We start from the raw sequence: 12,971 nt of genomic DNA on the forward strand, positions 1-12,971 counted from the left end.
GACCAGGATGCGCACCACCCCCCTGATGGGCACGAGCAAGCCGGCCGCCGCACGCATGGGCATGCGCGAGCGCGGCTTCACGCTGATCGAACTGGTGGTCACCCTCGCCGTGCTGGTCGTGCTGGCCGCCATTGCCGTGCCCTCGTTCGAGAACATCCGCCTGTCGACTCGGCTCAGCGCCTACGCCACCGCGCTGGTCTCCGGCAGCCAGCTGGCCCGCAGCGAGGCGATCAAGCGCAACGCGCCCGTCACGCTGTGCACCTCGGCCAACGGCACCAGCTGCAGCACCTCGGGGCAATGGGAAACCGGCTGGATCGTCCTGAGCGGAACGCGGGTGCTGCAGTCCCAGCCCGCCGCCGCCGACGGCTACCTCCTGCGCGATGCCGGAGGCGCCAGCGCCATCACCTTCGAGGCCACCGGCGTGGGCACCAGCCAGGGCAAGATCACCATCTGCCGGGCCACCCCCAGTGCTTCCCAGAGCCGCATGGTCAGCATCAGCGCCACCGGCCGCACCTCTGTCATACGTTCGAACGACGCCACCTGCTCGAATTAGTACGAACGCCTTCATCCCATCCCGCTTTGCAAACGACAATGGAGGGCTTGCGCCGGCCTGACCACCACGGCCGCGCAAGCCCCTTGCAAACCAGGAACAACGCTTCGCTTTGATGGAACACCGGCTGGACTGGGCCCTTGGTGCCTGCGCTCGCATCCTTCGCCCCGTGGTGAGGCTCGCCCTCGCCATGGGCGTGAAGCATCCGCACCTGGAAGAGCTGCTGCGTGACCTGCTGATCGAGGAAGCCCAGCGGTCCTGGCGCCAGCAGGGCGTGCCCAAACCCAACCTCAGCCAGCTCTCGGTCACGACCGGGCTGAACCGCAAGGCCGTCACCGCCAAGGTCCGGGCGACGCTCGACCCCCTCCCCCACACCGAACTGTCGGCGGCGGCCAAGACCTTCACGCTCTGGCTGCAGATGCTGACCGATGACGCCTCCCTGCGGCGCCTGCCCGTTGCGGCCGGCAGCGCCGCCCCGTCCTTCGAGACCGTGGCCCGCCTGGGCAGCCGCGGCAACGTGCACCACCGCACCATCCTCGACGAGCTGATCCGCCTGAACATGGTGGCCGAGAGCGACGGCGTCGCCGAACTCATGGCCGACGGCTTCGTGCCGATCGAAGACCTTCAATCGATGCTCGCCTTCGTGGGCGACAACGGCCGCGACCACCTGCTCGCCGCGGTGTCCAACACCCTGGGCGAGCAGCCGCGGATGCTCGAACGCGCCGTCTATGCGCGCGGCCTTTCGCTGCAGGACTGCGAGCAGATCCACCGCCTGGTGCGGGAGCGCTGGTCGGCCCTGCATCACGAGCTGGCGCACGAAATGACAGAGGCCGTCGACCGGGCCCCGGCCGAGGCCAAGGGGCGCATCCGGGTCGGCATCTACACGTATTACGAAGACGAGGGCGCACCATCGCCCTCGCACCCACCGAAAAGCGAGCCTCTCCCATGACCACCACGAAGACACCCGGCAGATGGATGCGCGGTCTCCTTGTCGCGGGGACGATGGTGCTGTTGCTCTCGTGCGGCGGGGGCGGCGGCGGTGGTGGCAGCGCAACCGCCTTGCCGGTCGGCACCGGCTCGGGCACTGGCGCGTCCGGGACGGACGCGGGGGGCAGCGGGACCGGCACCGACGGCACCGGCACCGGAACGGGCACAGGCGCCGGTGGCACCTCGGGCACCTCGGGCACCGACGGCGGCACCAGCACGGCCGGCAACAGCACGGGCGACGGTTCCGGCGTGGGCTCGGGCGGCACCGGCGTGAGCGCGGACGCGGGCGGCATCGGCGGCGTGGACGGGCTGGGCAGCGTCATCCTCAACGGCCTGCGCTACAACACCGACAGCGCGACCTTCAGCCTCGAAGACACCACCGAGCTGCAGATCGGCATGAGCGCGCGGATCGCCGGCAAGGTCGACGCCGACTTCACCAGCGGCACGGCGACGCAGGTCGTGTCGGCAGCCGAACTGCGCGGCACGGTGTCCGGCATCGACACGGCCGCCGGCAGCTTCGTCGTGATGGGGAGCACCGTGACCACCGACACGGCCACCGTCTGGGCCGACGCGGCGAACGGCGTGGCAGACCTCGTGGCCGGCAGCGGCGTGGTGCAGGTGTGGGGTCTGCCCGCCGCACCGGGCACGCTGCGCGCCACGCGCATCCAGATACAGCCGGCATCGGTCGAGCCCCTGGTCACCGGCACTGTGCAGAACCTCAACCCACTGCAGAAGACTTTCGTGCTCGGCCTGCTGAAGGTCGACTACGGTGCGGCCACCCTGGAGTCGGGCATCGACGCCACGACCCTGGCCGACGGCGTGATCGTTCGCGTACGCGGCACCCAGGCGCCGACCGCGGGCGACTTCACGGCCACGAAGGTGCAAGGCTGGTACGCCATCCCGAGCAGCGATGGCGTCGCGGTCCAGCTGGCGGGCGTCATCACCAACTTTGCGTCGCAGAGCGATTTCAAGGTCCTTGGTACACAGGTCAATGCGCTGAATGCCCAGATCACCGGCGGCCCGGCCAATTCGCTCGGCAACGGCGTCAAGGTCGAGGTCGACGGCTTCATGACCGGCGGCGTGCTGGTGGTCAAGAAGCTGCGCATCCGCTACGTGCCCGGCACCGGCGGGCCGGCGTCCTTCACGGTGATCGGTCCCATCAGCGCCTACCAGCCGCCCGCCAGCTTCAGGGTCAAGGGCCAGCCGGTGGACGCCAGCGGGTCCGGATTCGAGAACGGCACCGTCGCGGATCTGGGCAACGGCAAGAGCGTGACCATCGTCGGCGACAGGATCGTCAACGGCGTGCTCATCGCGCAGCGGGTGACTTTTACCGTGCCCTGAGAACACGGGGCCCGTCTCTACGTTCCCCCCGCACGCAGCCCCTTCTTCGAACGGGAGCGAAACGCCAGCCACGCCGTGCCGCCGAACGCCAGGATGAAGACGCCCACCGGCAGCGCGTCTTTCCATCCGGTCCCCCCGGCCAGAAATTCCCTCAGCATGAGCCACGGGACCAGCGGGAAAGCGAGCAGCACCACAACGGCGGGCACATGGGCATGTGACGGATGAAGGGCCACCGACAGTGCCGTCATCACAAAGCTGGCCACCAGGTACGAGAGCAAGAGCTTGAACGCGGTTTTCATACGGCTACCTTTTCTGCGCGAAGCGGCCTGCTTCAGGGCCGGCGCGCCTGCATCGGCTGGCGCGACCAGTAGACGCCGTCGAGGCGATCGAGCCGCACCTCGCCGCCGGTCGACGGCGCATGCACGAACCGCCCTGCCCCCACATAGATGCCCGCATGCGTCGGCGCGGATGCGCCGAAGAGCACCAGGTCGCCCGTGCGGATCTCGGACGCCGCCACCGGCTGGCCGAAGGCGGCCATCCGCGCCACCGTGCGCGGCGGCACCTGCCCCACGCTTTCTCGGTACACGTAACCGATGAGCCCGCTGCAATCGAAGCCGCCATCCGGCGTGTTGCCGCCGTAGCGGTACGGCGTGCCGACCAGGCCCAATGCGTGGATCGCGATGCCGTTCGACTGTTCGGCCGTCAGCGGCGGGACGTTGGATGCGGAACCGGGCGACGGCGCGCGTGGGCTTGCGCAGCCCAGCACCAGAAGGCAGGCGCCTATCGAAAGCAGCCGAAGCAACGGCAGGCGCAAGCGCGACATGGGCATGGGTGTGTTGGGCATGTTGAATGGATGGGTCTTGTCGTGACGGGGAGCCCGCTCCGGTTGGCGATGCGCCATCCGGGCGTGGTGATCATTCTGGCGCTTGCGGTGCTGACGTTGCTGACGCGTTCAAACGAATGAATCTGCGAAGGAGATGCGCCCTGCCGGGAGAGACCATGTTGGCTGGCGAAGGCCAAATTCCCAAAGTACCATCGCAAAGTCGAACTGCCGCCTCGCGGCGGCCGCGGCCAATCAGAGGCGGTGCCGTGAAAGCGGTCCACCGTCGAACGTTGAGGGGCGATGCTATGACATACGACATGGTCAAGGTCGAAGAAGCGCTTCTGGCGCTGCTCGGCGTCTTTGAGTTCGAGAACGGACGCGTATGGAAGCGATATGACTTCGCAACCATGGACGGGCTCCACGAAAAAGGGCTCATCACGGAGGCCCACGGCAGGCAGGAGTCGGTCTACCTGACGGACGAGGGGATGCGTCGTGCCAAAGAGCTCGCGGCCAAACACTTCGGGACCCGTGGAGCGGCGCCGGCGCGCGAATAGCTGCGGCAGAGTGCGGCCACCGCCAGACCTTCACCGCGGTGGCGGCTCAACGCGGTTCAATTCTTGAGGAGGAGGTATGCAGATTCGCAGCGCTGCGGCTTCTGATGTCGATGCGGTTTATCGCCTTCTTTCGACCAACGGATGGGCTCACCGAATCGCCGACATCGAGCAGCTCCGCCAACTGATCTCGGCGTCGCAGCAGGCGGTGATTGCGGTGGCAGATGGCGAGGCAGTCGGCTTTGCACGCGCCATCAGCGATGGCATGTCCAACGGATACCTGTCCATGGTCGTGGTCGCCGAGCCCTTTCGTCGGCGAGGCATCGGGCAGGCGCTCGTCCAATACATCGTAGGGTCGGAAGCAGACATTACATGGGTGCTGCGAGCGGGAAGACCGGGCGCCGCCGAGTTCTTCGCCAAGCTGGGATTCAGCGCCTCTTCGGTTGCGATGGAGCGCCCGCGGGGGCGACGGTCTGCGGATTGAAGTTTGATGCAGAAGGCAGAGTGCGGCCATCAGCGGACATAGGAGGCCAGATGACAGTACCGGAAGAGCGCGTTGAATACTTCAAGGACGGTACGGTCCGCGCTCGTGGCCAGATGCTCGACGGCTTGTTGAGCGGCTACTGGGAATGGTTCCGAAAGGATGGCGTTCGAATGCGCTCGGGCTACTTCGAGCTTGGAGCCCAAGTAGGAACGTGGACGACCTACGATAAGCACGGTGCGGTGTACAAAGTCACAACGATGAAGCCAAAGGGCAAGTGACGGCCACAACCGGGCATTGACGAGGCCCGGCTGGGGATCCGGGCTACTGTCGGCTTTGATGACGATCAGTCGATCCGTTGCTGGAAGGAAAGCATGGCCACGCTCCACTTGTGGCACTGGCTAATAGTCTTGGTGGTAATCGCGATCATCTTCGCGATGCCAAAGAACTTGCCATAAGCGACGCTTGCGTAGCTGGATTCGACGGCGAAGCCGACGTTCAAGGTCGAAGCTCGAATGCATTCACGGCGCTCTTGTTTGCTCATTCAGCGGCCGGCAAACCTCCAGCACCACCCCACGCAGCCACCGATGCGCAGGATCCCGATCAAGACGCGGATGCCACATCTGCGACACGGTGATCTGCTCCGTAGGCAGCGGCAGAGGGAACGAGCGCAGCGTGCCCCGCGCCCTCAGGTGCTCAAAGTACGAGGACGGTATCAATGCAATTAACTCAGTCGCGGCCGCTATCGACAAGGCGGTGCTGAAGCTGGGCACCACGACTGCGGTATTGCGCACCAGGCCCATCGCTGCGAGCGCGTCGTCCACCGGTCCCACAGTCCGGCCATGGCGTGAAGTGACCACGTGGTCGCAGGCAGCGTAGCGCTCGGCAGTGATCTCGGGCTCGGCGAGCAGGGGATGGCCCTGGCGCACTACCGCGATGAATCGGTCGCGATAGAGCGCCTGAACGCGTACCTCCGGGCCCGACTCGCCAAGAACGCCGACATCCAGATCGAGCAATCCCTCACGCAGGGGGCGAACGTCCTTGTCGGGCTTGGGCGCGAAGCGCAGGCGAACGCCGGGTGCTTCGCGCGCGGCACGCGCCACCAGCTGATGCGCGAAGGCCTCGATGAAGCCGTCGTTGGCGCGTATCGTGAACAAGTGCTGGAGCGTGCGAGGGTCCATGCTCGCGCCGGTGGGCTGAAGTACCGCGCGTGACTCCTGCACCAGCTCCCTGACGCGGTCGCGCAGTGCCAGCGCATGCGGCGTGAGCACCATAGCGCGACCCGCGCGCACGAGGAGCTGGTCCCCGGTCGATTCCCGCAACCGCGCGAGCGCCCGGCTCATGGCCGACTCGCTCAGGCCCAGGCGCTCGGCGGCTTTCGCGACGCTGCCCTCGGAAAGAAGCGCGTTCAGCGCAAACAGCAGGTTCAGGTCGGCATCTGTTGGCATGCACCAAACCTAGCACGGCTGCGAGGATTTCGACAGGCGCCGCATGCAAGGACAAGCTGCGCGCCGCGCGCTGGGCAAGCCGTGTGCGCAGTCCTAAGCTGGCCTGGCGCGATAGAGCGTGCCTCTTCCAGTCGTCCAATCATGTTGTCATTTACGCTTCGATCGAACTCTTCTTCCGCCATTGCCCGCACCGTCGAAACCCAAGAGGTGAACGACGTGAACGCAGTGCATGACGCCGACGGCCTGCCTCTGCCGCGGCGCTTTGCGGCCGTCGCCGCGATCCTGGGCGCGGGCGTGCTGGTGGTGCTCGATGGCGCCATCGCCAACATCGCGCTGCCAGGCATTGCCCAGCAATTGCAGGCGCCACCCGCCGATGCCGTCTGGATCATCACCGCCTACCAGCTGGCCGTGGTCATGTTCCTGTTGCCGGCTTCTGCTGTCGGGGAGAGGTTCGGGTATCGGCGGGTCTTCGCTGGCGGCGTGGCGCTGTTCACCGCGGCGTCGGTGTTGTGCGCGTTGTCCCCATCGCTGCCATGGCTCGTGGCTGCGAGGTGCCTGCAGGGCCTGGGCAGCGCGGCCGTGATGCCCCTTGGGCTGGCATTGTTGCGCTTCACTTATCCGCGTCGATTGCTGGCGCGCTCTATCGCCTGGAACGCGCTCGCCGTCGCGGCCGCTTCAGCGTCGGGCCCCACCCTTGGCGCTTTCATACTCTCTGCCGCAAGCTGGCCGTGGCTCTTTGCGGTGAATCTGCCGATCGGCCTCCTCGTGCTCGCCGCCTGCACAGGGTTGCCGAGCCCTGCGCGCTCGGTGCGCCGCATCGACGTGTGGAGCATCGCGCTCAACGCGGTCATGTTCGCCTCCTTCGTGCTCGGGAGTGACCGGCTCGTGGTGCATCCGTTGCGCGGCGGTGCATTGCTCGCGTTGTCTGCCGTTTGCATGGTCCTGCTGGTACGGCGTGAGATGCCAAAGGCGGCGCCGTTGATCCCGCTCGACCTGCTGCGCGTGCATTCCTTTCGGGTCTCGATCGTTGCCTCCGTCTGCTGCTTCACCGGCCAGATGGCCAGCCTTGTGGCGCTGCCGTTCTACATCCAGCACGAACTCGGCCAGAGCGCCGTGACCGCCGGCCTCTTGATGACCCCCTGGCCTCTGGCGGTGATGCTGGCCGCGCCGCTGTCGGCACGCCTGGCCCAGCGCGTGCCGAGCGCGTGGCTGTGCGCGGGCGGAAGTGCGTGCTTCGCGAGCGGTCTGGCCCTGTGTGCCCTGTGGCCTCTGCACGGCAACCCGACCTTGCCGATCGCGGTGTTCACGAGCCTCGCCGGCCTGGGCTTCGGCTTCTTTCAGACGCCGAACAACCAGAACATGCTGCTCTCGGCACCCAAGGAACGCAGCGGCGCGGCCGGTGGCGCGCAAGGCACCGCCCGACTCACGGGGTTGACGCTCGGCAGCCTGTTGATGAGTTTGATGTTCGGGCTGCTGCCGTCCCACAGCGCAGTGCACTGGGGCCTGGCGATGGCGGCTTTGGCCGCGTTGGCCGGGAGTGTGGCGAGCTTGCTCAGAAGCCCCGCAAGGGCTCGCGCCGCGTGATCGGTATCGGGAAGCGAGCGCGCTCTTTTCGGCCCCAGCATTGCTGGTGCAACCGACCGCTTTGGAGGCGCACAGATGTCTGCAGTGGTTAAGGGTTGTCCGACACCTGCCCGTGCAACACCACGAGCCCGCGCACGACAACGGCCTGAGGGCAGGTGTTGGACAACCCTTAACCCAAGCTGACGCCACATTCCCTCAACATCCCCGGGTTGCTCTGCGCGGATCGTCGGAGGCATGCGCCTCACAGCAGCTCAGCTGTCGATGCGATGAGATTCCGCAGCCACGTCTGCGCCAGACTGGTGTCGTTGCGCCGATGCCATGTCAGGTGAAAAGTGATCTCGGGCAGGTCGAGCGGCGGCGGGAACAGGACGAGGTCGTCCGCCGCCTCCGATGAGATCGCGAATCTCCTCATCACCGTGGCCGCCATAAGGGTGTGCGCTACAACCACGGGCACGGCGAACATTTGCGGCATGGTCAGTCCCAGCTTGCGCGTCTTGCCCTGTTGCGCGAGTGCCTGGTCGACGACGCCGTGACGCTCACTCTCAGGTGACACGAGCACGTGCGACAGAGCCAGGAAGCTCTTCAGAGTCATCCCGCGGCGGGCGGCCGGGTTGTCGCGAGCAACGATCGTGACGAACTCGTCCTTCAACAAAGGCATCGTCGAGATGCGTCCATCCGACTGCGTGGGCGCGACGCCGATGGCCGCGTCGATGGCGCCTGCGTCCAGGAGATCGACGGCTTGGTTGCGATCGTTGAAGGCGCGCACGTTCAACGCGATGCCCGGCGCCTCCCGCGCCAGCGCTTTCAAGAGCGGGGGCAGCAGCACGAAGGTCGGATAGTCCTGCAGCCCCAGGTTGAAGACAAGCGACGCCTTGCCCGGTACGAACGGCGCCTTGGTCACGAGGGTCGCCTTGATCTGCGCGAGCGCCTGGGACAAGGGCTCAGCCAGTTCTCTCGCACGCTGAGTTGGCAGCAACCCGCCTGCACCTCGCAGGAACAACGGATCTCCCAGTAGCACCCGCAGGCGAGACAGTGCCGCGCTCATGGCAGGTTGACTGACGCCGACGCGTGTGGCCGCGCGAGTGACGTTTCGTTCGCTCATGAGCGCGTCGAAGGCAACCAGAAGATTCAGATCGATTCCGTGAAAATCCATGAAGCTGATATTGATGTATATCGATTATCTGTTGGACGGATTTTAGGCAGGTTCGCAGAATCACCTCATCGACACCAACCCTTGAGTTCCTGAATGCAATCGATCGATCAACAACTTGCCACGCGCTTGCGCGTCGAGCGCGAAGCCGTGGAGACTTTCTACCGCGCCTTTACCGACCAGAACCCGGACCTCGTCGACAGCGTCCTCGCGCCGGACTGGGAAGACATCCCCATGGCACCGGGCCAGGAACCCGGACCGCAAGGCATCAAGACCATCATCCGCAGCGTGGCGGAAGCGTTCCCGGACGTGCAGATCACCATCCACGACATGGTGCAGGAGCCCGGGAAGATCGGAGTCCGTGCGGAGATCAGCGGCACCCATCAAGGCCCGCTCTTCGGCATCGCCGCGACTGGCAAGCAAGTGAGGTTCCGCCTGCACGAGTTCCACACCCTCATGGATGGCCGCGTGACCACGACGTGGCACATGGAAGACTGGTTCGGCCTCTTCCTGCAACTGGGCCAGTTCCCGGCTCAAGCTTGAACGAGAGGAGCAAGCCATGAAAGCAGCAATCATCCATGCGTTCGGCGGCCCGGAAGTCGTCACCATCGGCGCGCCGACGCCTCGCGTCCTGCAGGCCGACGAGATCGTTGTTCGCGTCGAAGCTGCTGCGATCAACCCGCTCGACCTCAAGATCATCGCCGGCTACATGCAGCAGGTGTTCCCCATTGAGCTGCCCTACGTCCCGGGCACCGATTTCAGCGGCGTCGTTGAATCGGTCGGCGCACAGGCGACACACCTGAAGGCGGGTGACCGAGTTGTCGGCCGTACGCAGCCGGGCGCCGGGGGGGCCTTGGCGAAGCAGGTAGTCATCAACGCCGACGGCGTCCTCGTGATGCCCGAGGGAATGAGCTTCGAGCAAGGCGCAGCGCTTCCGACCGCGTTCGGCACGGCGAGTCAGTCCCTGTCAGACACCGGCGCGCTCAAGCAAGGCGAAACGGTGCTCATCCACGCTGCGGCCGGCGGCGTCGGCAGCATGGCCGTCCAGTTGGCGCACGAGGCCGGCGCCCGCGTGATTGCCACCGCGTCCGCACGGAATCACGAGTTGGTTCGCAGCCTGGGCGCCGACGAGGTGATCGACTACCGCACGCAGGACTTCTCCCAACTGCGCGACATCGACCTCGTGATCGACACCATCGGCGTCGACACCCTGGAGAAGTCGTGGTCGGTCTTGGGTCCAGACGGACGCATTGCCACCACGGTGGAGTTCGGCATCACCGCCCGCGATGGCCACGCTGGCACGTTCGTCTTCTTCGCGGATGCCACGCGCTTCCTGCCCGAGGCCTTCCGGATGTTCGAGCAGGGCCGTCTCCAGATCGTCACCGACACGATCTTCAAGCTCGACGAAGCGCGTTCCGCCCTCGAGCGGCTGGCCACCGGGCATGCCCGCGGCAAGCTGATCGTCCGCGTCGGGCAATGACGCCGCGATCGAGCAGCAATACGGCGAGCTCGCCTTGCGGATGGACGGACTGGGTAAGCAACTCTCGGCCGTGGGGCGTCGGATATACCATTCACTTGCCATGGATCCGCTCCACAAGAAAGCCATCGTGCAAGGGATTGCGGGGATGGCCGTATTCGTTGCCTTCATTTTCTTGCCCGCGGGCACGTGGCGATACTGGCAAGGCTGGCTCTTTATCGCCGTCTTTTCCGCCTCGACCATCGGCTTCACCGTCTATCTCGCCCTCTACGACAGGCCGCTTCTAGAGCGCCGCATGAATGCCGGACCACAGCATGAGAAAGAGTGGTCGCAGAAGATCTGCGTGTCGCTCATCATCCTCGCGTTTTTTATTTTTCTCGTCCTGCCTGCACTCGATTACCGATTTGGCGTCTCGCCGGTGCCCGCATACCTGTCCTTTGCAGGGAACATCGTGATCGTGTTGTCATTCCTCTTTATTTTCTGGGTGCTGAAGGTCAATAGCTATGCAGCAGCCAACATCAGCGTCGCGGATGACCAAAGAGTGATCGACAGCGGCCCCTACGCTCATGTGCGTCATCCCATGTACGCCGGCGCGCTCTGGCTTTTCATCGGCATGCCGCTTGCACTCGGCTCGTGGCTCACGATCTGTCTCGTCCCGCTCATCCTGCCGGTGCTTCTCTGGCGGCTTCTTGATGAGGAAAAGATCTTGCGCCGCGATCTTCCCGGCTACAACGAATACGCAAGCCGTGTGCGTCATCGTCTCATTCCGTATGTCTGGTAGAGAAATGGGGCAGCCCTTCCAAGAAATCGGTGCGCCGTCGGTGTAGAGCATCGAGTCCAGCGGCAACGTTCGCTCTGCGGCCGAGCAGATCGATGGGTCGAACGACTGGAACTGGCCGTCAGCGGCGACTTGCCTCGGAAACCGCGGCGAGCGCGGTAAGCCATCCTTTGATCAGCGCACCCGCTCCCAAGAAAATGAAGAGACAAAACAGACTCGGTAGCGCGACGATCAAAAGGCTCGTCATGACCTGGAAGCCGAGTGTGTTAGCCATCAACAGGTCGTCAGGCGGTAGGCTTCGCGCGTGAAGCAAAAAGGCCCCGCACGCGGACAACGTGGCGATGCCCCACGCGGACAAGACCCTAGTTAGGCGGGGCCAGCTAAAAGTCATGGGTTGAGTTTCTGCTGCAGTTGCGGCGCTGAAGATCCGTAATGACCGCCGCGGCCGCCCAATAACTCACAGGGGAGACAGCACCCAAGGGCTCTTTTCATCAGTCATAAGATCTTCGGCAATACCGATTATTCCGCCCAGCGTCATATTCTGACCTCCCCAACTGGCCCGACCAATGATGTAGCTCTTTGCAAATTGCGGCCAAGACGAAAAATTCGAGCGTAATTCTCCATCAACATGCGAAAGAATTCGGYTGAATTCATCCTGCTCAATGTATTTAGAGTCCAGTGACATCCTTGCAACAGTGACGAGGCGGCCGAGATCTCAAGCAAGGATTCCAGCGCTGTAATCCTTGGGAAGATACGAGCCATTAACCTTGTCTTCGAGAAGGCGAAAAGCGGATCGCAGATTCCCCAACATCTCCATAGCCTGCTCCAAAGCCGAGAAAACGAGATCTTTTTCCTCGCACGGCCCCTGTGCGGTAATCTGCTTGCGCACTGTTTCCGGGGAGCCGTATCGACCACTGGCGATCAATGCCTCGAGAACCTCTTGGCGCCCCTCTCCTGAAGCACCATCGCTGTAGACCTKAAAAACAATATCGTAAAAAAAGCGATGGCCATAGCGACCGAGCCACCCCAGAGTTTCAGCAGCCTCCTGAAGCGAGCTTATATCCCAGTATGAGCCAAGCCCCTCGGTGAGAACATCGTCCGACAGTCCAGTTGTGTAACTGTCGCAATACGCCATGATCTGCTCGGAGTTGATGAGCCCAGCTTGGAGTGCTCGCTGCGCTGCCGGATCCACTGCGGCGCCACTGGGGCAATTTCTGTATTTTTTTCCAGAAAATATCTGGAATAATTTATGCAAGAAACCCATAAACTATATTTGTTTGAAGGCCGCATTAAGGGCGCGATGCTTGAGTGCACCCACAAGAGCATCAAAGTCCGAATCTTTCGCCATGTGGATGGCATCGAATTCAAATTTTTTAAACGCCGTTGAAGGAGCACTAATTTCTATCGTTTTCTCTGCGCTCGATGTTGAGGTTTCCGGAATATCCGTGACGGTGACTTTTTCGATTGCGTCATAGTTCACGGTAGTCAGCACGCCAGCGAATTTCTTGACGGTCGTGAACGACATGCTCTTCTCATCAAGAACAATGCTGGCGCCTTGGCTATTGGCCGCGCGCTTCTCGAAAAGTGTTCCAACCGTAAGATACGTGGCATAAGCCCCGACCAACATGAGGATGCCATTGGCCACGCCTGTCGGCAGGTGAAGCCGCAAGGTTCCAATTTTCAGATCGGCAATCGGATAAAAAATTGCAGCAATGATGATTGCCGGGCCAATAAGACCGAAAACGTACTCGAGAATCGAGTATTCCATTTTATAATTAATGGTCTGCATGCAATATATTTC

At 63.7% G+C, this 12,971-nt stretch carries 17 protein-coding genes and 1 pseudogene; 10 read left to right on the top strand and 8 right to left on the bottom strand.

Translation table 11 applies throughout. From position 1 onward, the window contains the following. Positions 1 to 7 precede the first annotated feature (7 nt). From AC1DXX_RS20325 to AC1DXX_RS20335, 3 genes are all read left to right on the top strand, one after another. A complete protein-coding gene (locus AC1DXX_RS20325) occupies positions 8 to 553 on the top strand; it encodes a GspH/FimT family pseudopilin (RefSeq protein ID WP_478136016.1) in 546 nt (181 codons plus the stop codon). Between the two features lie 112 nt (positions 554 to 665). After that, complete coding sequence (locus AC1DXX_RS20330; protein WP_478136017.1) at positions 666 to 1,499, top strand: DUF6502 family protein; 834 nt, start codon at positions 666 to 668, stop codon at positions 1,497 to 1,499. After that, positions 1,496 to 2,878 (top strand): DUF5666 domain-containing protein, encoded by a 1,383-nt coding sequence (locus AC1DXX_RS20335; RefSeq protein WP_478136018.1) that lies wholly within the window; start codon positions 1,496 to 1,498, stop codon positions 2,876 to 2,878. Before AC1DXX_RS20330 ends, AC1DXX_RS20335 begins: the two co-directional genes overlap by 4 nt. Before the next feature lie 17 nt (positions 2,879 to 2,895). On the opposite strand, the gene AC1DXX_RS20340 is transcribed toward AC1DXX_RS20335, so the two are convergent. Beyond that, positions 2,896 to 3,177: a hypothetical protein gene (locus AC1DXX_RS20340; protein WP_478136019.1), complete on the bottom strand. Its 282-nt coding sequence runs from the start codon at positions 3,175 to 3,177 to the stop codon at positions 2,896 to 2,898. Between the two features lie 32 nt (positions 3,178 to 3,209). Continuing rightward, positions 3,210 to 3,722: a C40 family peptidase gene (locus tag AC1DXX_RS20345; RefSeq protein WP_478136020.1), complete on the bottom strand. Its 513-nt coding sequence runs from the start codon at positions 3,720 to 3,722 to the stop codon at positions 3,210 to 3,212. Positions 3,723 to 4,018: 296 nt separating this feature from the next. Between AC1DXX_RS20345 and AC1DXX_RS20350 the strand changes: the two genes are divergently transcribed. From AC1DXX_RS20350 to AC1DXX_RS20360, 3 genes are all read left to right on the top strand, one after another. Continuing rightward, positions 4,019 to 4,255, top strand: coding sequence for a DUF6429 family protein (locus AC1DXX_RS20350; protein WP_478136021.1), 237 nt, complete (start codon positions 4,019 to 4,021; stop codon positions 4,253 to 4,255). Positions 4,256 to 4,331: 76 nt separating this feature from the next. Beyond that, positions 4,332 to 4,736 carry a GNAT family N-acetyltransferase gene (locus AC1DXX_RS20355; RefSeq protein WP_478136022.1) on the top strand — a complete coding sequence of 135 codons (405 nt, stop codon included), beginning with the start codon at positions 4,332 to 4,334 and terminating at the stop codon, positions 4,734 to 4,736. A gap of 50 nt (positions 4,737 to 4,786) precedes the next feature. Continuing rightward, a complete protein-coding gene (locus AC1DXX_RS20360; protein ID WP_478136023.1) occupies positions 4,787 to 5,014 on the top strand; it encodes a toxin-antitoxin system YwqK family antitoxin in 228 nt (75 codons plus the stop codon). A gap of 65 nt (positions 5,015 to 5,079) precedes the next feature. Here AC1DXX_RS20360 and AC1DXX_RS20365 read toward each other — a convergent pair whose 3' ends face one another. Beyond that, positions 5,080 to 5,235, bottom strand: coding sequence for a hypothetical protein (locus tag AC1DXX_RS20365; RefSeq protein ID WP_478136024.1), 156 nt, complete (start codon positions 5,233 to 5,235; stop codon positions 5,080 to 5,082). Between the two features lie 19 nt (positions 5,236 to 5,254). Beyond that, positions 5,255 to 6,181: a LysR family transcriptional regulator gene (locus AC1DXX_RS20370; protein WP_478136025.1), complete on the bottom strand. Its 927-nt coding sequence runs from the start codon at positions 6,179 to 6,181 to the stop codon at positions 5,255 to 5,257. A gap of 207 nt (positions 6,182 to 6,388) precedes the next feature. Between AC1DXX_RS20370 and AC1DXX_RS20375 the strand changes: the two genes are divergently transcribed. Continuing rightward, entirely contained in the window at positions 6,389 to 7,765 is a 1,377-nt protein-coding gene (locus tag AC1DXX_RS20375; protein ID WP_478136026.1) for an MFS transporter, read from the top strand. Between the two features lie 241 nt (positions 7,766 to 8,006). Here the strand turns inward: AC1DXX_RS20375 and AC1DXX_RS20380 are convergent, their stop codons facing one another. Beyond that, the gene (locus AC1DXX_RS20380; RefSeq protein ID WP_478136027.1) at positions 8,007 to 8,918 is read right to left on the bottom strand and encodes a LysR family transcriptional regulator; all 912 of its coding nucleotides are present in this window, start codon (positions 8,916 to 8,918) and stop codon (positions 8,007 to 8,009) included. Positions 8,919 to 9,011: 93 nt separating this feature from the next. On the opposite strand from AC1DXX_RS20380, the gene AC1DXX_RS20385 reads away from it, so the two are divergent. From AC1DXX_RS20385 to AC1DXX_RS20395, 3 genes are all read left to right on the top strand, one after another. Then, a complete protein-coding gene (locus AC1DXX_RS20385; RefSeq protein ID WP_478136028.1) occupies positions 9,012 to 9,458 on the top strand; it encodes an ester cyclase in 447 nt (148 codons plus the stop codon). 16 nt (positions 9,459 to 9,474) lie between these two features. Further along, a complete protein-coding gene (locus AC1DXX_RS20390) occupies positions 9,475 to 10,395 on the top strand; it encodes an NADP-dependent oxidoreductase (RefSeq protein ID WP_478136029.1) in 921 nt (306 codons plus the stop codon). A 100-nt stretch (positions 10,396 to 10,495) separates the two neighbouring features. Further along, on the top strand, positions 10,496 to 11,173 hold the full coding sequence (locus AC1DXX_RS20395) for a methyltransferase family protein (protein WP_478136030.1): 678 nt from the start codon (positions 10,496 to 10,498) through the stop codon (positions 11,171 to 11,173). A 454-nt stretch (positions 11,174 to 11,627) separates the two neighbouring features. On the opposite strand, the pseudogene AC1DXX_RS20400 reads toward AC1DXX_RS20395, so the two are convergent. The 3 genes and pseudogenes from AC1DXX_RS20400 to AC1DXX_RS20410 all read right to left on the bottom strand — a co-directional run. Next, positions 11,628 to 11,873 (bottom strand): annotated as a pseudogene (locus AC1DXX_RS20400) (DUF1266 domain-containing protein); the annotation flags it as partial. Between the two features lie 12 nt (positions 11,874 to 11,885). Then, complete coding sequence (locus AC1DXX_RS20405; RefSeq protein WP_478136031.1) at positions 11,886 to 12,434, bottom strand: hypothetical protein; 549 nt, start codon at positions 12,432 to 12,434, stop codon at positions 11,886 to 11,888. Between the two features lie 3 nt (positions 12,435 to 12,437). After that, positions 12,438 to 12,971 (bottom strand): hypothetical protein (locus AC1DXX_RS20410; RefSeq protein WP_478136032.1); only part of this gene is annotated, 534 nt, incomplete at its 5' end.

This window comes from Variovorax sp. P4_B10 (assembly GCF_056402375.1).

Excerpts from the sequence above, each read along its gene's own strand:
- AC1DXX_RS20325 (WP_478136016.1), top strand. The coding sequence starts at position 8 with ATGCGCACCACCCCCCTGATGGGCACGAGCAAGCCGGCCGCCGCACGC.
- AC1DXX_RS20330 (WP_478136017.1), top strand. The coding sequence starts at position 666 with ATGGAACACCGGCTGGACTGGGCCCTTGGTGCCTGCGCTCGCATCCTT.
- AC1DXX_RS20335 (WP_478136018.1), top strand. The coding sequence starts at position 1,496 with ATGACCACCACGAAGACACCCGGCAGATGGATGCGCGGTCTCCTTGTC.
- AC1DXX_RS20340 (WP_478136019.1), bottom strand. The coding sequence starts at position 3,177 with ATGAAAACCGCGTTCAAGCTCTTGCTCTCGTACCTGGTGGCCAGCTTT.
- AC1DXX_RS20345 (WP_478136020.1), bottom strand. The coding sequence starts at position 3,722 with ATGCCCAACACACCCATGCCCATGTCGCGCTTGCGCCTGCCGTTGCTT.
- AC1DXX_RS20350 (WP_478136021.1), top strand. The coding sequence starts at position 4,019 with ATGGTCAAGGTCGAAGAAGCGCTTCTGGCGCTGCTCGGCGTCTTTGAG.
- AC1DXX_RS20355 (WP_478136022.1), top strand. The coding sequence starts at position 4,332 with ATGCAGATTCGCAGCGCTGCGGCTTCTGATGTCGATGCGGTTTATCGC.
- AC1DXX_RS20360 (WP_478136023.1), top strand. The coding sequence starts at position 4,787 with ATGACAGTACCGGAAGAGCGCGTTGAATACTTCAAGGACGGTACGGTC.
- AC1DXX_RS20370 (WP_478136025.1), bottom strand. The coding sequence starts at position 6,181 with ATGCCAACAGATGCCGACCTGAACCTGCTGTTTGCGCTGAACGCGCTT.
- AC1DXX_RS20380 (WP_478136027.1), bottom strand. The coding sequence starts at position 8,918 with ATGGATTTTCACGGAATCGATCTGAATCTTCTGGTTGCCTTCGACGCG.
- AC1DXX_RS20385 (WP_478136028.1), top strand. The coding sequence starts at position 9,012 with ATGCAATCGATCGATCAACAACTTGCCACGCGCTTGCGCGTCGAGCGC.
- AC1DXX_RS20390 (WP_478136029.1), top strand. The coding sequence starts at position 9,475 with ATGAAAGCAGCAATCATCCATGCGTTCGGCGGCCCGGAAGTCGTCACC.
- AC1DXX_RS20395 (WP_478136030.1), top strand. The coding sequence starts at position 10,496 with ATGGATCCGCTCCACAAGAAAGCCATCGTGCAAGGGATTGCGGGGATG.